Genomic DNA, 18568 nt, shown 5'->3' with positions numbered 1-18568 from the left:
GTTTCGACCAGGGCTCATCGGCCAGGCAGAGCATCAAGCCCACTGTGCAGAGCGTCGTAGCACTGATCCAGCTGGTCGTCGCTGATGCAGAGCGGCGGCAGCAGGTAAACCACATCCCCGAGAGGACGGATCAGCACGCCCTGATCTCTCACGAGGCCGCGGAGCACCTTGCCTGCAGGATTGAGATACCCCTGCTCACCGTCGGTGACGAGATCAAAGGCGGCGATGGTGCCGCAGAGCCTGACGCGTTGCACCCTGGGATGGTCGGACAACCGCTCCAACCTGACCTGATGGCGTTGTTCGAACTGCTCATGACAGGCAGGGTCCGCTTCGAGCAAATCCAAGCTGGCATTGGCCGCTGCGCACCCGAGTGGGTTGGCCGTGAAGCTGTGGCCATGCCACAGGGTTTTGGTTGGATCGCTGCCGAGGAATTCCTGAAAGATTGCTTCGCTGGCCATCGTGATGCCCATCGGCAGGAATCCGGCAGTGAGTCCTTTGGATAGTGCCACCAGATCCGGCTGGATTCCCGCTCGCTGGGATGCCAGCAGGCGGCCGCAACGACCAAAACCGGCGAGGACCTCATCGGCGATCAGCAGGCTGCCGGCGCGTCTGACCTGTTGTTCCACGGCCTGCAGAAACTGAGGCCGAACCATGCGCATGCCGCCAGCACCCTGGATGAGCGGTTCGAGAATCACCGCCGCGGTGGGCGTTTGCAGAGCCAGTGCCAGGTCATCAAGAGCCCTCTGTTCACTGGCTTCTACCGTTTGGTCATTCCAGTGGGTCTGTGGCCAGGGAACCCGTCGCACCGGAAACAGCATTGGATCGAACGGTTCACTAAACAGACTGCGTGCTCCGACCGCCATCGCTCCGAAGGTGTCGCCGTGATAAGCCCCATCGAATGCGATGAGTTGCTGGCGTGGTTCGCCGCGGTTGTGCCACCACTGCACGGCTGTTTTGAGGGCTACTTCCACCGCGGTGGAGCCGTTGTCTGAGAAGAAAACACGATTCAGTCCAGTTCGCTGGGCCAGGCGTGATGCCAGTCGTTCCGCCTGAGGATGGGTGAATTCCGCGAAGATCACCTGCTCAAGCGTGGCGGCCTGCTCAGCGATTGCAGCAGCAACCACCGGGTTGGCATGGCCGTGAAGCGTGACCCACCAGCTGCTGATCGCATCAATCAGTGGTGGTCCTTCAGCTCGATAGAGCAGGGCCCCTTCACCGCGTACCACCTGCTCCAGAGCCGGCGTGGTGGTGATCGACGTGAAGGGTGGCCAGAGGTTGGGGTGATGGTTCCGTGACACTGGGCACGCTTGAAGGCCTGTGGTCATCATGGGCGCAGGACTGCGAGGCCAGCTATGGCCATGAATCAGACAGACACCCATCGAGTGCGTTCAACATCCAATCGATTTGTGGAGCCGGCTTTGCAGCGCCCTCGCTGTGGACCTGGCAGCGATGGTTGTCGAAGCATTTTTTTTGAAGGTGGATGGCCCTCGATCAAGGCGCGGCTTGAAATGCGTGGCTGGTCACCTTCCCAGATTGAACAGATTCATGAACAGCTTCGTCAGGGATGGACTCTGTCCATGGCCGTGCGCCACGTGGCCCTACTGATGGGCAGATGCCCTTTGAGATCTCGACCCATGGGTTGAAATCACTGCCTGAGCTCTCTACTCGCAGACCTTGCTGTCTTGTTCTCCGAGGGTTGCGATCGGCCCGCAGTTGAACCAGCGCACAAGCTGCACTTCAACATCGGTGAACAGCACGAGGATGCCGCCGCAGAGGAGCGCAACGGCCACTGTGGCCCAGGTCTGACGTCTTGTCATCGGTTGTCCGGAAGGTTCGCAAATGCCTCGAACTTAGGGCCGAGGCCCTGGTTGCACCATGCATGGCGCAGAGTTTCCGCATTGAGAGGATGCAGGGGGGGCAGTTCCGCCAGCACAGGAACATTGCCAATCTCACTGAGAGTTCGCGGATTGTCGGCATGGGCAGGACCATTCAGAATCAAGCCGACCACAGGGATCTTGCGGTTGCGTAGCGCTTCAAGACTGAGCAGGGTGTGATTCAGTGTGCCCAGCCCGCTGCGGGCCACCAGAACAACGGGCAGCATCCACTCCTGCAGCTGATCGATCTGCTGCCAGGAGCGAGTGAGTGGGACATGCAGTCCGCCGGCGGTCTCCACCACCAGTGGCCTGGTCCCCGTCGCTGGAAGCGTCAGTTGCGTCGGATCAAGGCGTCTGTTTTCGAGTTCCGCTGCCCAATGGGGTGAAACAGCTGCCTGGAAGGCATAGGTCTCGGCGATCCAGCGATTGGAGGGAAGGTCGATCAGCTCCACCACCCGCTCACGATCACCGCCGTTCTCCAGACCGCTCTGCACCGGTTTCCAATACACAGCATTCAGCCCCTGGACCAGCAGTGCACTGACCACTGTTTTGCCCACATCCGTGTCGGTGCCGCAGACCACAAGGCGCAGTGCAGCTGAGCTCGGTCTCATCGTTGGATCAGCAGCAACTGGATCACCCAGGTGAGTCTGAGCTGTCCCGCACTATCGTGATCGGGCCAGGCCTGCTGCAGTGCGCGCCAGTCTCGAACCGGCAGCGACGGCTGCGTGCTGCAGTCCGCTCCAACCTTGCGTAGCGGTTTCAGCAGCTTGGTCAGGGTTGGAGCTACAGCATTGCAGTGCATGTCTTCCTGCATCCTGATCTGATCCGCCCTGACCCATCGGAGCAAGGCTTCCATCTCTGGGAAGGCAAGAGCTGTGCAGGGGACGCCGGTGGTTTCCGCGGCCCGATGCCACTGAGGGAAGCAACCTTCGACCGGCAGTGCTACCGCCAACCATCCCCCCGGAGCCAGCTGATGCAGCCAATGCCGGATCACCTCACCGGGTGTCGGTAACCAGTGCAAACAGAAGCTCGATGCCAGAAGACTGGGAGCCTCAGGCCATCGTGGCAACGGTCTTCTCAGATCCCATTGCTGGGTTTTGGAGGAGAGCGGTTGTTGGCGAAGCATGGCCTCGCTGCCGTCCACACGCAGCACGCGTTGCCCTGGGTGCCGGGCTTCCAGCGCCTCAGCCAGGTGTCCGGTGCCGCTGCCGAGGTCGACCCACAGTCCTCTGGGGACGACCTGTTGTCTGCAATGATTCGCCAGCTGACCGGCCACAGCATGCTGCAGCGTTGCTGAGGCGTTGTAGTTCTGCGCCGACTGATCGAAACGGCTGAGGACTTTGTCGCCCCAGTTGTCGATGGGGGCCATCAGTTTGCTCGACAGTTGTGATCCAGCCACTGCTGGACCCGCACGAGCAGATCCGGGACCAGCAGTGCGTGACCGACATCCTGGAGCTGCCATTGCTCGGGCGCATCCTGCAGGTGGCTCGTGAGGGCTAAAAGGTGTTCACGGCTTGCTGCCGGCGCAACGATCGCATCATCCATCCCATCCACCACCAACACACGGGCGGTTTTTGGCAGGCCCGTTGGCAGGCCCGAGGTTTTGATCAGGCGCTCAAGATCATCTTTTAGACAGTCCCTCCCACGCTGGGAGAGTCCGTGCTGTTCCGGTCCAGGTGGCAGATCGCACAGATCAGCGGGTTGCGCTGCGCGTTTCAGGAAGGTTCTGAGCATCTTGGCCTCACCGGGACTGCCGATCGCGTTCTGCATGCCCCGAAGGCCAGTGCGCAACGCCCTCCCCTCTGGCCCCTGCGGAACGAATCGCCCGAAGCTGGCGAGCAGCACCACATCCGTGGCCTGGTTCAGCACAGAGGGTTCCAGCAGATGGGGGCCGAGGGAATGGGCGATCACGACCCTGCGCTGCATGGCCCTGCATGGGTTTGTGCCGCCGCTGGCTGGCTCTGCCCAGTTTGGATCGCAAGATCGCCTGTTGCCGTAGCCGCGTTCGCCGCTTTGCCAGAGCCAGCCGCGATGGCTGAAATGACGCTCCCATGGAGCCCAAGCTGTGCTGTCGCTGCTCCAGCCATGCATGGCGATGACCTGTTTCATCAGGAAACGCGGCCATCGGAGAGGGCCCTCAGCAGTGATTCCAATGTCTCATCGGGAAGGAGGCGATGCAAAACCAGACGTAGCCGGGCACTGCCTTCCGGAACGGTGGGTGGGCGGATTGCAGCGGTCAAAAGGCCCGAGAGTTCGAGATGGCGTTGCAAATTCAGACATCGCTGATCCTCTCCAACGAGCAGTGGCACGATCGGCCCGCCACCTGTCGGTCGCGCCCAGCCTGCTTCGACGAGGCGGTCACGCCAGGTGTTGCTGCGTTGCACCAGTTTCTGGCCCCAGTCCGGGTTGTTTCGCATCAGCTCCAGAGCGGCAAGAGCTGCTGCAGCCAGTGGTGGTGCCAGTGCAGTTGTGTAACGGAAGGCTCCGCTTTCCTGAAGCAAGTGCTCTCCAAGCTCGCCATTGCAGGCCAGGAAGGCTCCGCCGCTGCCGAAAGCCTTGCCGAAGGTGCCGCTGAGCATCGTCACTCTCCGTTCTCCAAAGCCGAGGCCACGGCCTCCTTCGCCAAGTACACCGAGGGCATGGGCCTCATCCAGGAGCAGGCTCGCGTTATGGCGCTCGCAGAGTGTTGCCAGCTCATGCACCCTTGGACTGGTGCCTTCCATGCTGAACAGGCTTTCAGTGATCACCAGCAGGTGCGCGTCTGGATGCTCGCTGCGACAGCGCAGCATCAGACGCTCCAGCGATTCAAGATCGTTGTGGACAAAACGCCGGAGTCGGGCACCGCTGGCTTGCACGCCCACCAGCAGTGAGTGATGAATCAGCCGATCCGCGACAACGGTGGTATGCCTGTTCGCCAGGGCTTTGACCGCCGCAAGATTTGCCTGAAACCCGCTTGGGAACAGCAACACTTTGTCGCGGCCGAGCCATTGCGCCAGCTCTGACTCCAATTGGTCATGCACAGGCCGGCTGCCGCTGACCAGCCGTGAGCCGCCTGCTCCCACGCCGCTGCATCGCAATTGCGCCTCGGCCGCGGCGATCAGGGAAGGATGCCGGCAGAGGCTCAGATAATCGTTGCTCGCCAGGTCAAGCAGCTCCGGGCCACATGCCGAACCAGCGTTGACGGCCTGCACAAGCTCCTGCTTCCTGGCAGGCGACCAGGTGCGCAGCTGACGGCGACGGGCCGGAGGAGTGCTCATGCATGCAGTCTCGGTCCACGCCGATCGTGTTGGGGATGCACTGCCCTTTTGGCGGCGTCCCTAGGATTGACTCATGGCGGATCAAGACAACCAGCCTTCAGAGCCCGTGCAGGGAGGGTCGCCGGATCCGTCGCAGTTGTTTCCTTTTCCGCTGGATGACTTTCAGCTGGAGGCGATCGACGCTCTGAACCAAGGCCATTCCGTGGTGGTCAGTGCGCCCACAGGATCTGGAAAAACCCTGATCGGTGAGTACGCCATCCATCGCGCCATGGCACATGGCCAGAAAGTTTTTTACACCACACCGCTGAAAGCTCTTTCCAATCAGAAGCTGCGCGATTTCCGAGAGCAATTTGGTGCGGAGAACGTGGGCCTGATGACCGGTGATCTGAGCGTTAACAGGGATGCCTCAATCGTGGTGATGACCACGGAGATCTTCCGGAACATGCTCTATGCCGAGGCGGACGAGCACGACGATCCACTCGCCGACGTGGAGGCCGTGGTGCTGGATGAGTGCCACTACATGAATGACTCTCAGCGCGGCACCGTTTGGGAGGAATCAATCATTCACTCACCGCCGCCTGTCCAGCTCGTGGCGCTCTCGGCCACGGTGGCCAATGCCGGGCAGCTCACAGATTGGATCGAAAAGGTGCACGGTCCCACCACGCTTGTGCTGAGTGACTTTCGGCCTGTGCCATTGCATTTCGGTTTCTGCAGTGCCAAGGGGCTGCACCCGTTGCTCAATGAGCACGGCTCAGGCCTTCATCCCAACTGCAAGGTCTGGCGAGCTCCCAAGGGACACAAGCGCAAGGGCCGTTCCCCCAGGCCTCCCCAGCCCGAACCGCCACCGATCAGCTTTGTGGTGGCCCAGATGGCCGAGCGCGATATGTTGCCAGCCATCTACTTCATCTTCAGTCGTCGTGGTTGCGATAAGGCCGTTCGCGACCTGGGGGTGCAGTGCTTGGTGACCGAGGCGGAGCAGGCCCGAATCCGTGAGCGTCTCAACGCCTACACATCAGCCAATCCTGAAGCTGTTCGCGATGGCATTCACGCTGATGCCCTGCTGCGTGGCATTGCTGCGCACCATGCAGGAGTCCTCCCGGCCTGGAAGGAGCTGATTGAGGAGTTGTTCCAGCAAGGTCTGGTGAAGGTGGTCTTTGCCACAGAAACACTGGCGGCGGGCATCAATATGCCCGCGCGCACCACAGTGATTGCGTCACTGTCCAAACGCACAGAGCGTGGCCATCGCCCCTTGATGGCCAGTGAGTTTTTGCAGATGGCTGGTCGAGCAGGACGGCGTGGACTTGACTCCCAGGGCTATGTGGTCACGGTGCAGAGCCGTTTCGAAGGAGTTCGCGAAGCCGGTCAACTGGCAACGAGTCCTCCAGATCCGCTGGTGAGCCAGTTCACCCCCAGTTATGGGATGGTCCTCAACCTGCTGCAGCGCCATGATCTGGCCAAGGCGCGCGAGCTGGTGGAACGCAGCTTCGGCCGCTATCTGGCCAGCCTGGACTTGGTCGAGGAGGAGGAGATCCTTGAGCAGTTGCGTCTGCAGCTTGGGCAGTTGCAGGGGGCGGCCGGTGATGTGCCGTGGGAAGACTTCGAGGACTACGAAAAACGGCGTGGGCGCCTGCGCGAAGAGCGGCGACTGATGCGCATCCTTCAGCAACAGGCCGAGGAAACCCTGGCGCATGAGCTCACGCTGGCTCTGCAGTTTGCGAGCGTCGGAACGCTGGTCAGCCTGAAGGCCCCGCAACTGCGTGGTGGCGTTACTCCGGCGGTGATCGTGGAGAAGTGCGAGGGGCCGGGACAGTTCCCGCTGCTGCTCTGCCTCACCATCGACAACGTTTGGTTGATGTTGCCCTGTCAGGCGGTGGTGAGCCTGCATGCGGAGCTGAGCTGTCTGCAAGTGGATGGCGTCTTAGCTCCAGAACTCGGTCGTTCCGGTGAGCTCCGCCATGGGGATCAGAGCAGCGGTGGTCTGGCTCTGGCAGTGGGGCATATGGCTCAGCGCCATGACATGACGACTCCTCAGTACGACCTGGCAGGGGAAGTGCTCTCCCAGGCGCAGACGGTGCAGACCCTTGAAGCCGATCTCGAAGCTCACCCCGCCCATCGCTGGGGAGACCGTAAGCAACTTAAGAAGCACCGCCGGCGCATGGAGGACTTGGATCTGGAGATCGCCGAGCGGCAGCAACTGCTTCACCATCGCGCCAACCGTCACTGGGAGACCTTTCTCGCTTTGATGGAGATCCTTCAGCACTTCGCAGCTCTTGATGAGCTCGAACCCACGGAGATCGGTCGCACCGTGGCGGCTCTCCGAGGCGACAACGAACTCTGGCTTGGTCTGGCCCTGATGAGCGGTCACCTTGATGATCTGCCGCCGTCAGAGCTAGCCGCCGTGTTTGAAGCGATCAGCACGGAGGTGAACCGTCCGGACCTCTGGAGCGGATTCCCAGCGCCACCCCTTGCCGAGGAGGCACTGCACGACCTCTCCGGTTTGCGACGTGAGTTGCTGCGCGCACAGGAACGTCATCAGGTTGTTGTCCCGGCCTGGTGGGAGCCCGAGCTGATGGGACTGGTGGCGGCATGGGCCAGTGGCACGGCCTGGAATGACCTGATTGCCAACACCTCTCTGGATGAAGGTGATGTGGTGCGGATCATGCGCCGCACGGTGGATCTGTTGGCACAGGTTCCCTACTGCGAAGCGATCAGTGAGCAGCTACGCAGCCATGCCCGTCAGGCCCTCAAGGTGATCAACCGTTTTCCTGTTGCCGAAGCTGATGATCTGCAGAAGGCTGCCGCAGCGGAGTCAGAGGGTCTCAATCCCGCTACGGAACGGGCCGCCTGATAGCGGTTTCTTCAGCTCTGCTGACGTGCCATGTCAGCGGGATCGACGATGCGGTCGAAGTCCTCAGCGCTGACATAGCCAAGGTCCAGAGCCGCATCGCGCAAGCTCAGACCCTGCTCATGGGCGTATTTCGCAATTGAACTGGCCTTGTCGTATCCGATCATCGGAGCCAGAGGTGTCACCAGCATGAGGGACTGCTCAACATCACGCTGAATCCTGGCCCTGTTCGGTTCGATTCCCTCGACCATGGCCACCCGGAAGCAGCGGCAGGCATCCGTGAGCAGGGTGATCGAGCGAAGCAGATTGAAGCCGATCAGCGGCTTGTAGACATTCATCTGTAGGTGGCCGCCAGCTCCGGCCATCGCCACTGCAGCATCCAGGCCGATCACCTGAGTGCAAACCATGGCCATCGCTTCGCACTGGGTTGGGTTCACTTTGCCCGGCATGATTGAACTTCCCGGCTCGTTCTCGGGCAGATGCAACTCTGCGAGTCCTGCGCGCGGACCACAGGCGAGAAGGCGGATGTCATTGGCGATCTTCAGCAAGCTCCCGGCAAGCAGGCGCAGCTGTGCCATCGCATGGACTAGCCCGTCGTGGCTTGCCATCACAGCAAATTTGTTAGGGGCTGAGCTGAAAGCGAGTCCCGTGAGTTGCGCCAGTTCCTGAGCAGCCTGTTCGGCGAAACCATCGGGAGCATTCAGGCCTGTTCCCACCGCGGTGCCGCCGAGTGGCAATGGATAGACCTCCGCGAGACTGCATGCAACGCGAGCGCGGGCGGCCGCGATCTGGTCGCGCCACGCTGAAGCCTCCTGTCCAAGGGTGAGCGGAACCGCATCTTGCAGATGGGTGCGGCCGATCTTCACAAGGTCTTTCCAGAGCTCGGTTTTGGCTGCGAAAACATCGATCAATCGATCGAGTTCAGGAAGCAGTCGATGTTCGACACCAGCGGCGGCTGCCACGTGAATTGCCGCAGGGAAGGCATCGTTTGTGGATTGGGAACGGTTGACATGGTCATTGGGGTGCACCGGCCGGTGGCTGCCAAGCGGCTCACCGGCAGCCTGAGCCGCCAGGTTGCTGATCACCTCATTGACGTTCATATTCGTCTGGGTGCCGCTGCCGGTTTGCCAGACGCGCAAGGGGAACTGATCATCATGCTGACCGTCTGCAATTGCTGAAGCCGCCGTCGCGATGGCGGCACAGTCGCTCTCACTGATGACGCCGAGGCGGGCATTCACCCTCGCTGCGGCCTGTTTGATGCGGGCGAGGGCATGAATCAGCTCCGCAGGCAAGAGGTCATCAGCAATGTCGAAGTTCTTCAGAGACCGTTGTGTTTGCGCTCCCCAGAGAGCCTCTGCGGGGACTTCCACGGCCCCCATGCTGTCGTGTTCGATCCTGGTCGCTTCTGACATCGCAGGGCAGGTGAATGCGTTAAGAACGTGGACCCGCTCCGGGTCTGAGCACGAGGACAATGATCAGCAGCATGCCGCTGACGCTGACGACCACGTAAATCCAGTCTGCATAGGGGGTCCAGAACATGGTTCAGACCGGGCCTCAAAGCCCCAGGCGTTCCCAGATCACCCCCAGATTTGCCTGGTGTAGATCGGTGCTGAAGCAATCGTCTAGTTGCTGGGGGCTCAGCTTGGCTGTGACTTCGGGGTCAGCTTCAAGGTTGCGGCGGAAATCCCCCCCATCGTTATTCCAGGCGCTGTGAGCATTGCGCTGCACCACTCGATAGGCATCTTCCCTGCTCATACCTGCATCCACCAGCCCGAGTAGCACCCGCTGGCTGAACACCACGCCGCCGTACACGTTCATGTTGCGGAGCATGTTGCCCGGGTACACCCCTAGACCTGCCACCACAGCTGTCATCTCCCGCAGCATGAAATGCAGTGTCACCGAGCAGTCGGGGAGCATCATTCGCTCGGTTGAGCTGTGGCTGATATCCCGCTCATGCCAAAGCGCCACATTCTCCAATGCGGCGATGACATAGCTGCGCAGCACTCTGGCCAGGCCGCTGATGCGTTCACTGCGAATGGGGTTGCGTTTGTGCGGCATGGCCGAGCTGCCTTTCTGACCTTTGGCAAAGCTCTCTTCCACCTCGAGCACGTCCGTCCGCTGAAGGTTGCGGATTTCAGTGGAAAAGCGATCCAGTGAGGCGCCGATCAGTGCCAGGGTCTGGACATAATCCGCATGTCGATCGCGAGAGATAACCTGGGTGCTCGCGGTATCGGGGGTGAGGCCCAGCCGATCGCAGGTGAGACGTTCCACCTCTGGGTCAGTGTTGGCATAGGTGCCCATGGCTCCGCTCACCTGACCCACTGCCACATCCCGCTCCAGTCGTTCGAGTCGCTCGGCATTGCGGCGGGTCTCGGCCAGCCAGCCAGCCAACTTGAAGCCAAATGTGATCGGTTCACCATGAATGGCATGGGAACGACCGATCATCACGGTGGACTTGTGTTCAGACGCCAGTTTGGTGATGGCCGCGTCGAGGGCGCTGAGTTCCTTCCTCAGCAGAACGACGGAAGCCTTGAGCTGCAAGGCCAAACCGGTGTCCAGCACATCGCTGCTGGTCATTCCTACGTGGATGTAGCGACCTGCATCGCCGACGTGCTCGTTGACGTTGGTGAGAAAGGCGATCACGTCGTGACGCACTTCCGCTTCGATTTCGAGGATCCGTGCTGGCTCAAAAGCCGACTTGCTGCGGATGTCCTCCATGGCCTCGTTGGGAACGCGTCCCAGGCTGCAGTTGGCCTCACAGGCAGCCACTTCAACATCAAGCCAGCTCTGGTACTTGGCCTGATCGGTCCAGATCGCGCCCATTTCGGGCAAGGTGTAGCGCTCGATCAAGGAATCGCAGACAAACGGTCAATCCTCGAACATACGGCGACGCAGGTTCTTTTCCAGGTTCTCAGGCAGAACGCAGGCGCCGATGTTCCACTTCCCATTGCACGTGCTGTCCCCACGCTTGTTGTCGAACCGTGCAGCGTCCACCTCGACATTCGATCACTTGGAAGGGGGGGAGATCGTTTGGGTGATTTTCGATGATGACGAAAGTTCCGGGATGCAGGAGTTCCACCACGTTGAGAGGGCTGGGGCGGTTCCGTGGCTGCTGCTTGGCGGACATAACCGTGTCGCGGTTCGGGTCGATCCTCAAGGAGTTGTCTGGGTTCTTGGAAGAACCACGCAGGTTTGTTCGGATTTCGCCTCTGCTTTTATGAAGAAATGGCTCGTAAACGCCGACTGGATCTGCATCTGCTCACTTTGGGCCTGGCTGCATCACGCCAGCAGGCCCAGCGATTGATTCGTGCCGGCAAGGTTCGTGATGTTCATGGACAGCGTCTTGAGAAGCCCGGCCAGGAAGTGGCGGAAGAGTCGCTGGTTCAGGTGGAGCAACCGCCGCGATTCGTTTCAAGGGGTGGAGACAAGCTGTTGGGCGCTTTGCAGGTCTTCCCCGTTGAGGTGAACGGACGCGTCTGTCTCGATGGTGGAATCTCAACTGGTGGTTTTACCGATTGCTTGCTGCAGCACGGCGCTAGCCGTGTCTATGGCATTGATGTCGGTTACGGCCAGACCGCCTGGAGCCTGCGCACCGATGAGCGAGTGGTCTTGCGTGAACGGACCAACTTGAGGCGTCTGACAGCCGAGGAGCTGTATGGGGAAGCCGATCAACGCCCGACACTGGCCGTGGCCGATGTGTCGTTCATCTCGCTCTCGTTAGTACTTCCAGCTCTGCGTGGTCTCATGATCACTGAGGATCTTGATGCCAAGGACTGCGAGGCCATCGTGTTGGTGAAACCTCAGTTTGAGGTTGGACGGCAGAGGGTCGGTAAAGGCGGTGTGGTGCGTGACCCAGCGGCCCACATTGATGCCATTACTGACGTGATCGAAGCTGCTCAGCCGCTTGGCTGGAAGCCATCGGGGCTGGTGGCGTCTCCCCTGACCGGACCAGCCGGTAACCATGAATATCTGCTGTGGTTGACCTCTTACATCGACCACGAGGTCGACACGCCAATGATTGAGAAGCTGGTCTCAGCAACCTTGAGTGAGTGATGTCAGCAGCATCTGACTCAGAGCGCTGATCCGTCGCGATCGCCTGTACGGATCCGAACCACGGTGTCAACCGGTGAGATAAAGATCTTGCCGTCTCCGATTTCACCGGTCTTCGCGGCTTCGGCAATGGCATTGACCACGGTGTCAACACGAGCATCGTCGATGACCACCTCGATCTTGAGCTTCTGCAGGAATTCCACTGTGAATTCGGAACCGCGATAACGCTCAACCTGCCCTTTCTGGCGGCCGAAACCACGGACTTCGCTCACGGTCATCCCGACGATTCCCGCATTCACCAGTGCCAGCTTGACGTCTTCAAGCTTGAAAGGGCGGATGATCGCTTCGACTTTTTTCATTGCTGTTATCCGGCTTTGGACAAGCTAAGAGCTCAGGCGTGTTGGGTAGGGATCAGGGAAGGAAGTGGATTCATGCTCAGGCCGGCTGCGGAGGCGTCAAACATCAGTGTTTCAGCATCCGTCCGACTCACAATCACGTGACCTTCGGCGAGGAGTTCCCAGTGCTCGGATTCGAAATGGGTCTGAAGCCAGAGGATTCCATGAACGCTGGCTGGGACCAACCGGAAGGAAGGGCCTTCAGCGAGCAAGCGGAGATCCATGTAGAAGCCTCAGTCGACAACCCCATTACGGCTTGCCGATGCTTTCGCGGATGTACGCGTTGATACCGAATCAGGAGTTGAGTGGCTTCTTGGCCTGTTCGCGGCGGTGCTGATAAACGCTGCCGCGGTAATGGAGTTCCACTGTTGACTCAGCCGCCGCTGCATGGCAAAGAGGCGCGTCGTAGTGCTGACCGCGATAGGTGTGATCAACCCTGGCCGGGCTTAGGCGCTCATGCTGCGCCGGGTTGTAAGGGATGCCGCGATAGGTGCGTTGTGTCGTGGTCATAGGAGTGGCCTCGAAGAGGGTGGTGAGTGCTCCGATCGTTGATCGGGACCGCTTCGTGGGAAGGAGCGTAGCTTCGCCACGCGGGTGGCTACTTCCGGCTGAAGAGGTCTGTAAGAGCAGGCCCGAGCCCAACGATTTGTCCTTCAATGCATTACTACCGTATAAATGTTGTTCATGGTGAACAGTTTGGAGTGAATCAAGGCTCGAAATCGCGAATTTCCAAGGTTTGTTCTGCGCTTGCGACACTCATGTCGGGTTTTAAGGTCTTCACAAACCGTTGTGTCGTCTCTCGATCATGAGCGCATCCCCCGCGGAGACCACCCGCACTCCCCTTTATGGGGAACGGGCCATTGCCGATGCAGAGCTCCTCTGTTTTGAGAATCCTCGCCAGGGCCGTGCCTATGAGGTCTCGATCGAGCTGCCGGAATTCACCTGTCTCTGTCCTTTCTCTGGTTACCCCGATTTCGCTGTGTTGCGACTTCTGTATCAGCCTGGGCCTCGGGTCGTTGAGCTCAAGGCCATCAAGCTCTACGTGAACAGTTACAGGAATCGCACCATCTCCCACGAAGAGGTCGCCAATCGCATCCTCGATGACTTGGTTGAGGCTTGCGATCCGGTTTGGATGCAGTTGGAGGCTGATTTCTATCCCCGCGGAAACGTGCACACCGTGGTGCGCGTCAGCCATGGAGAGCGCCAACCCTGTTAATTATCAGGGGAAGCTCTGTGGCAAAGCCCGCAAGGTTTCGATTGCAAAGGCCGCCGACGTGAAGCTTGGCTTGCTGTGTCTCAGCAACAGCCCAGATCTGGCGTGTGGCCACCATGCTCAGCCCACCCCCTAGCAGCGTGATTGCAAAGCCTGCATAAACCAGTGGCACGCCTGGATCACGCTTGAGCAGCAGTCCGCTGGCCGGCATGATCTCGACCACTCTCAGCGGCAGTCCTCGCACCTCAGCCCCGTCTCCACCGGGCCTGAGATTGGTGATCAAACTTCCGTCTGAGTCAAACACCTGCACCGGACCTTGTTCACTGCCGGTGCTGAGGAACACCGGTTCACTCCCATCTGGACGTGTGGGGAGCACGAGTCCCCAGATCTGGTCGCCAAGTTCTGGAAAGTTGCTTAATGGCAGTTGCAGCAAGGGGCTGCGGCCAAGCTGCACTGTGATCGTCGCCAGCGACCAGTCCGCTTGGTAAACGGTGATGCCCTGATATCGCAACGGATGATTCACGCTGATCGTGCGTTCCTCTGGTTGATTCCCTTTAGGGCTGAGCAGCAAAGTCGAGCTGAATTGTTCCGGTCGGCCGGCGGGATCTCTCTCAATGGCGAAATCCTGCAGGGTGAGGCTCAGTCTGTTCTCGCCGGCTGGACTCAGCAGATCAAGTGAGCGTCCAGGGGCGAGAAAGCGCTCAAGCCGTTGTCCTGCCAGTGCACCCCAGGCTGCTCCAATCAGCAGCAGGACCAGACCTGTATGAACCAGCAAAGGGCCCACGCGACCGACGACGCCTCGTCGGGCGGCGAGTCGACCGTTCTGCTGTCTCACGTTCCAGCCCTGTTCCCTGAGCTCCAAGGCCAGATCATTCAGTGCGGCGCTGCTGTCGCTGCAGGCGACGGTCTCTGCCAGGGCCAGTTTGCTCAGTTGGCGTGGGCGGGAATAATCCGTCCAGCGCAGAGCCGCTTTCAGTGACGGCCATTGACGCCTCCAGCTGCACAAGGTGAGTGCCAGCCCGAGCAGTGCCAACAGTGAGAGAAACCAGACGCTTGAGTAAACGTGATTGAGCTGCACTTGCAGCATCAGGTTTCCGTTGATCAATCCCAGCCATGGGTCGGCATTGAAGCGTTCCAGGTAGAGCTCAGGTGCTTCCTGTTGAGGGATGATCGTGCCTACGGCACTGGCCAGTGCAATCAGCAGCAACAGCAGAATGGCCAGACGCAGGCTCGAGAGCAGTGCCAGCAGTCGTTTGAACAAACGCATGCTTAGACCAGCCTCGTCAGCAAAGTGAGCGTGCCGATCGTGAGCAGCACGACACCACTGATGCTGGGGATCCAGCGACTGATCGAGCGCATCGCCATGAGCTTGGGAAGGGACGCCGCCATGCTTCCAGCAAGCAGCAAAGGCAGCACCTGGCCGATTCCGAAGCTGCTGAGATAAACCAGTCCTGTGATTGCGTTGCCACTGCTGGCAATCCAGCCCAGCAGAACGGCCAATACAGGGGTAGTGCAGGGAGAAGCGGCAAGACCGAAGGCCAGGCCAGCGGCAATCGGTGCCAGCGGTGCTGGCACCTTGCGGCTCCAGGCATTGGGATCCGGGCCTGCCGGCAGGGGCAGTCGCACAACTCCAAGTAGGTTGAGCCCCATCACCACGGCCAGCAACGCAACCAGGGTGGGGATCAGACCAGGCACCTGACCGTAAATGCCACCCAGCAGTCCGCTCAGGCTGCCCAGCATCACCAGGGCCCCCACGATGCCTCCGCAGAAGGCAAGGCTTCGCTGCCAAGCAGGTTGATCGCTTTCAAATCCGGCCAGGTACGCCAGCGTCACCGGCAGCAGCGACAGTGAGCACGGTCCAAGGCTGGTGAGGGCTCCCACGACCAGAACGGCACCAAGACTGAGCGGACCAGGCTGCTGAAGTGCATGGTTCAGTAGGTCTTCACCGCTTCGGGCCAGATCGGACAGTGCCAGGTCGAGGAAGGCGATGGTGAAGCCGGTTCAGAAAAACTCAGAGTTCAGCCTATCGATCAGGGCGTGAACGGCGTTGATCCGATGCCAGTCGTTGAGCTTGGCCCCGCCCACCGATCAAGCCTGTGGATTCCAGAGAGCAGCGGATCAGAAGTCCCACGATCATCAAACTCGAAAGCAGTGAGTTGCCTCCATAGCTCACCAGCGGAAGTGGCAGTCCGGTGGTCGGCATTGCTCCGGATGCCACGGCCACGTTCATCACCGATTGGCCTACCAGGAGTGCCGCGCAACCGATGGCAACGAGCCTGGCCTGATTGCTGCGGCATCGGAGGGCAACGCGCAGTCCCAAATAGCCGATCAACATCAGGAAGAGAAGCAGCAGCAAGGAGCCCACCAGTCCGAATTCTTCGGCGTAGACCGCGAAGATGAAGTCGGTGCTCTGAATCGGCAGATATTGAAGTTTCTGGGTCGAGAGACCAAAGCCCTGGCCGAAAACCCCGCCCGAGCCGATCGCCAGCAAGCTTTGAATGAGTTGATATCCATCACCCTGCGGATCCTTCCATGGATTCAGAAAGGAGATCACGCGTAGACGTTGGTATTCGTTGATCAGGATGCTGGCGGTGCCCAGCAGTGCTCCTCCGATGGCCGTTCCGAACAGCTGAAACAGCGGAAGTCCTGCTGAGAAGGCCATTAGCCAGATCAGAAGGCCGCTTAACGCAGCTGTGCTCAGGTTGGGTTGCTTGAGAATCAGCAGCACCAGAATCCCAAAACTGCCCAGCCAAAGCAGCTTCTGATCCAGCCCGGTCCGTTTCCAGTGTGCAAACAGGTTTGCAGCTTGCAGCACGACAAACGGTTTCACGAGTTCGGAAGGCTGAATCTGAATTGGTCCGATCACCAGCCAGCGGCTGGCGCCGTTCACGGTGGTTCCCATCACCAGGGTCGCTGCAATCAATAGGCAGCCGATCCAGAGTGCGGGCCCCGCCCATTTCAACCAGCGCCGCAAATTGATCGATGCGGTGAATGACATCAGGCTCCAGCTGGCTGCCATCCACACCAGCTGCCTTTTGACGTAGTACGCCCCTTCTCCTTGTTCACGGGCCGCGACCCACCAGCTGGCTGACGCGAGCACCAGCAGGCCTGCCAAGCTCCAGATGGCCGTGAGTGTCAGCAGCAGGCGTGCTTCCGCAGGCCAGAGCGACCAGTCGAGCGGAAGAAACCGCTCCCAGAAAGACTTGGATTCAGCAGCAGCCTTCTGCTGTTCCCGCAGGGTGCCCTGACGTGAGGATCGACTCCTTTTGGAGATCACGGTGGGGCTGCTCAAAACGATCGGAGGTGTTGCATGTATTGAGCCGTCCTTAGGCCGGTTTGCCAAGGGATCACAACAAAAAACCCGACCAGAGGCCGGGTTTGAACACACCTTTGAATTGAATTTCAGTTGCCGACGTTGACCTGTTGCCCGCCGGTGCAGAGCTCCACCTTAATGATGCGTCCACCCTGTTTCTGGATGCGCTGTTGTTCAGCGAACCAGCTGTCGTAGGGAACCCACTTGGTGAAGAAGGTGTTCTGCAATTCGCGCTGCGTCCGAACCTTCTCAGGGCTGGGGATGCAGGCGGTGACTTTGAACAACCGCATGGGGCTCAGTTGCCGAGACCGGAACAGATGTAGTCGAAGTACACACCCATTTCGTTGCCAGCATCAGGGCCAACCAGTGAGGCGGTGACCTCTTTCATGGCCTGAATCGCCTGAACTGTTGCTCCGATGGGGACTCCCAGGGAGTTGTAGGTCTCTTTCAGACCATTGAGCACACGCTCGTCAAGAATGGAGGTGTCGCCAGCGAGCATGGCGTAGGTGGAGTAACGCAGGTAGTAATCCAGATCGCGGATGCAGGCTGCATACCGGCGAGTGGTGTACATGTTGCCACCAGGACGAGTGATGTCCGAGTACAGGAGCGCCTTGGCCACAGCATCGCGGATGATGGCGGAAGCATTCGCACTGATGGTTGCGGCAGCCTTCACGCGCAGTTCACCGCTTGCGAAGTAGCTCTCGAGGTTGCTCATGGATGCCGTATCCAGGTAGAGACCTTGGACGTCGGACTTGTTGATGACGTTGGTGATCGCGTCTTGCATGGACTCAGGAGTGACGTGAAGGGGCGTTGGTTCCGGTGATCAGGCGAGAGCGCCCACCACGTAGTCGAAGTAGAAGCCGGCTTCCTCGGCATCAGCACCACTAAGGATGCCCATTGCCACGGTTTTCATCTCACGAACGGCTTCAGCCATGGCCTCGAGGGGAGTTCCGAGGGATCGGTAGAGCTCACGGGCTCCGATCACGCCGATCTCCTCGATCGGGGTCACGTCACCAGCGACTACGCCGTAGGTCACAAGACGGAGGTAGTAGTCCATGTCCCGCAAACATGTTGCGGTCATGGCTTCTCCGTAGGCGTTGCCGCCAGGAGAGATGACATCAGGACGCTTCTGAAAGAGCTGTCCGCCTGCAGTCTTGACGATGCGTTCACGGCTCTCGCTGAGAACCTGAGCGACTCGCAGGCGACGTTGGCCTCCGCTGACGAACGCCTTGATCTGGTCCAGTTCTCCTGGACTCAGATAGCGGGCTTCGGCGTCCGCGTTGATGATCGAGTTGGAGACGATGCTCATGCAGTTCTACCTCGAAGCAAGCAGCCACCCGTAGGAGGCCGATATCCGGTGAGTGGTGTGGTGATCTCGATTGAGATCGTGAAGCAGCTTAAGGGCCGCAGTGCCTCGAATCGCGGAGATCCGAGTCGGAATGCCATCAGATGTTGTATCTGTTGATCTTCCGTTGTGGAATGCATGCTCCTCGCAAGGCGAGGGACACATCTGCCTCCTTAATTCTCAGGCAGCGATCTGGAGAGTCTGTGTCCTGGTAACAGATCTTCATTGCCAGTGTGCCTTGCGCTGTTTGAACTTCTTGTTGTTTATTGAGGTTCT

General features: G+C 59.8%; 23 protein-coding genes. 4 read left to right on the top strand and 19 right to left on the bottom strand.

Annotation, left to right across the window (positions count from 1 at the left end):
• Positions 1-14 precede the first annotated feature (14 nt).
• The gene (bioA, locus tag DXY37_RS04815) at positions 15-1325 is read right to left on the bottom strand and encodes an adenosylmethionine--8-amino-7-oxononanoate transaminase (RefSeq protein ID WP_170951790.1); all 1311 of its coding nucleotides are present in this window, start codon (positions 1323-1325) and stop codon (positions 15-17) included.
• 33 nt (positions 1326-1358) lie between these two features.
• On the opposite strand from bioA, the gene DXY37_RS04810 reads away from it, so the two are divergent.
• The gene (locus tag DXY37_RS04810) at positions 1359-1643 is read left to right on the top strand and encodes a hypothetical protein (RefSeq protein WP_244276876.1); all 285 of its coding nucleotides are present in this window, start codon (positions 1359-1361) and stop codon (positions 1641-1643) included.
• 18 nt (positions 1644-1661) lie between these two features.
• Here DXY37_RS04810 and DXY37_RS13255 read toward each other — a convergent pair whose 3' ends face one another.
• From DXY37_RS13255 to DXY37_RS04790, 5 genes are read right to left on the bottom strand one after another with little or no spacing between them, the layout of a single operon-like run.
• On the bottom strand, positions 1662-1817 hold the full coding sequence (locus DXY37_RS13255) for a hypothetical protein (protein ID WP_170951783.1): 156 nt from the start codon (positions 1815-1817) through the stop codon (positions 1662-1664).
• Positions 1814-2485, bottom strand: coding sequence for a dethiobiotin synthase (bioD, locus tag DXY37_RS04805; protein ID WP_115125601.1), 672 nt, complete (start codon positions 2483-2485; stop codon positions 1814-1816). Before bioD ends, DXY37_RS13255 begins: the two co-directional genes overlap by 4 nt.
• The gene (locus tag DXY37_RS04800) at positions 2482-3243 is read right to left on the bottom strand and encodes a methyltransferase (RefSeq protein ID WP_115125600.1); all 762 of its coding nucleotides are present in this window, start codon (positions 3241-3243) and stop codon (positions 2482-2484) included. Before DXY37_RS04800 ends, bioD begins: the two co-directional genes overlap by 4 nt.
• Positions 3243-3983, bottom strand: coding sequence for an alpha/beta hydrolase (locus DXY37_RS04795; RefSeq protein WP_115125599.1), 741 nt, complete (start codon positions 3981-3983; stop codon positions 3243-3245). Before DXY37_RS04795 ends, DXY37_RS04800 begins: the two co-directional genes overlap by 1 nt.
• Positions 3983-5131, bottom strand: a complete 1149-nt coding sequence (locus DXY37_RS04790; protein WP_115125598.1) for an aminotransferase class I/II-fold pyridoxal phosphate-dependent enzyme — start codon at positions 5129-5131, stop codon at positions 3983-3985. The genes DXY37_RS04795 and DXY37_RS04790 overlap by 1 nt, the downstream gene beginning before the upstream one ends.
• Before the next feature lie 73 nt (positions 5132-5204).
• On the opposite strand from DXY37_RS04790, the gene DXY37_RS04785 reads away from it, so the two are divergent.
• On the top strand, positions 5205-7979 hold the full coding sequence (locus DXY37_RS04785) for an RNA helicase (protein ID WP_115125597.1): 2775 nt from the start codon (positions 5205-5207) through the stop codon (positions 7977-7979).
• Between the two features lie 11 nt (positions 7980-7990).
• On the opposite strand, the gene fumC is transcribed toward DXY37_RS04785, so the two are convergent.
• The 4 genes from fumC to DXY37_RS04765 form a co-directional block, all read right to left on the bottom strand.
• Complete coding sequence (fumC, locus tag DXY37_RS04780) at positions 7991-9388, bottom strand: class II fumarate hydratase (RefSeq protein WP_115125596.1); 1398 nt, start codon at positions 9386-9388, stop codon at positions 7991-7993.
• 19 nt (positions 9389-9407) lie between these two features.
• Entirely contained in the window at positions 9408-9515 is a 108-nt protein-coding gene (locus DXY37_RS04775; RefSeq protein ID WP_115125595.1) for an adenylosuccinate lyase, read from the bottom strand.
• A gap of 15 nt (positions 9516-9530) precedes the next feature.
• The gene (gene purB, locus DXY37_RS04770; protein WP_115125594.1) at positions 9531-10826 is read right to left on the bottom strand and encodes an adenylosuccinate lyase; all 1296 of its coding nucleotides are present in this window, start codon (positions 10824-10826) and stop codon (positions 9531-9533) included.
• A gap of 61 nt (positions 10827-10887) precedes the next feature.
• Positions 10888-11103 carry a hypothetical protein gene (locus tag DXY37_RS04765; RefSeq protein WP_115125593.1) on the bottom strand — a complete coding sequence of 72 codons (216 nt, stop codon included), beginning with the start codon at positions 11101-11103 and terminating at the stop codon, positions 10888-10890.
• A gap of 98 nt (positions 11104-11201) precedes the next feature.
• On the opposite strand from DXY37_RS04765, the gene DXY37_RS04760 reads away from it, so the two are divergent.
• Complete coding sequence (locus DXY37_RS04760; RefSeq protein WP_115125646.1) at positions 11202-12029, top strand: TlyA family RNA methyltransferase; 828 nt, start codon at positions 11202-11204, stop codon at positions 12027-12029.
• Between the two features lie 17 nt (positions 12030-12046).
• Here the strand turns inward: DXY37_RS04760 and DXY37_RS04755 are convergent, their stop codons facing one another.
• The 3 genes from DXY37_RS04755 to DXY37_RS04745 all read right to left on the bottom strand — a co-directional run bounded on the left by DXY37_RS04755 (position 12047) and on the right by DXY37_RS04745 (position 12931).
• Positions 12047-12385, bottom strand: coding sequence for a P-II family nitrogen regulator (locus DXY37_RS04755; RefSeq protein ID WP_067095755.1), 339 nt, complete (start codon positions 12383-12385; stop codon positions 12047-12049).
• Between the two features lie 32 nt (positions 12386-12417).
• The gene (locus DXY37_RS04750; protein ID WP_115125592.1) at positions 12418-12645 is read right to left on the bottom strand and encodes a hypothetical protein; all 228 of its coding nucleotides are present in this window, start codon (positions 12643-12645) and stop codon (positions 12418-12420) included.
• Between the two features lie 70 nt (positions 12646-12715).
• Positions 12716-12931 (bottom strand): DUF4278 domain-containing protein, encoded by a 216-nt coding sequence (locus DXY37_RS04745; protein ID WP_067095989.1) that lies wholly within the window; start codon positions 12929-12931, stop codon positions 12716-12718.
• Positions 12932-13226: 295 nt separating this feature from the next.
• Between DXY37_RS04745 and queF the strand changes: the two genes are divergently transcribed.
• Positions 13227-13637, top strand: coding sequence for a preQ(1) synthase (gene queF, locus DXY37_RS04740; protein WP_115125591.1), 411 nt, complete (start codon positions 13227-13229; stop codon positions 13635-13637).
• Here queF and DXY37_RS04735 read toward each other — a convergent pair.
• The 6 genes from DXY37_RS04735 to DXY37_RS04710 form a co-directional block, all read right to left on the bottom strand.
• Positions 13609-14901, bottom strand: a complete 1293-nt coding sequence (locus DXY37_RS04735) for a cytochrome c biogenesis protein ResB (RefSeq protein ID WP_115125590.1) — start codon at positions 14899-14901, stop codon at positions 13609-13611. The two genes, queF and DXY37_RS04735, sit on opposite strands and share 29 nt — an antisense overlap.
• A 2-nt stretch (positions 14902-14903) precedes the next feature.
• Positions 14904-15569, bottom strand: coding sequence for a cytochrome c biogenesis CcdA family protein (locus DXY37_RS04730; RefSeq protein ID WP_244276886.1), 666 nt, complete (start codon positions 15567-15569; stop codon positions 14904-14906).
• Between the two features lie 88 nt (positions 15570-15657).
• Positions 15658-16926: an FtsW/RodA/SpoVE family cell cycle protein gene (locus DXY37_RS04725; protein ID WP_115125588.1), complete on the bottom strand. Its 1269-nt coding sequence runs from the start codon at positions 16924-16926 to the stop codon at positions 15658-15660.
• A gap of 110 nt (positions 16927-17036) precedes the next feature.
• Positions 17037-17237 (bottom strand): phycobilisome linker polypeptide, encoded by a 201-nt coding sequence (locus tag DXY37_RS04720; RefSeq protein ID WP_006851140.1) that lies wholly within the window; start codon positions 17235-17237, stop codon positions 17037-17039.
• Between the two features lie 5 nt (positions 17238-17242).
• The gene (apcB, locus tag DXY37_RS04715; protein WP_067095780.1) at positions 17243-17731 is read right to left on the bottom strand and encodes an allophycocyanin subunit beta; all 489 of its coding nucleotides are present in this window, start codon (positions 17729-17731) and stop codon (positions 17243-17245) included.
• Between the two features lie 39 nt (positions 17732-17770).
• Complete coding sequence (locus DXY37_RS04710) at positions 17771-18256, bottom strand: allophycocyanin (RefSeq protein ID WP_067095786.1); 486 nt, start codon at positions 18254-18256, stop codon at positions 17771-17773.
• Positions 18257-18568: the final 312 nt, after the last annotated feature.

Origin of the sequence: Synechococcus sp. GEYO, assembly GCF_900473955.1 — a bacterium.
Lineage (GTDB): Bacteria > Cyanobacteriota > Cyanobacteriia > PCC-6307 > Cyanobiaceae > Synechococcus_C.
Note: the sequence above shows the minus strand (reverse complement) of the source record. Positions and strands in the feature narration are given on the sequence as shown.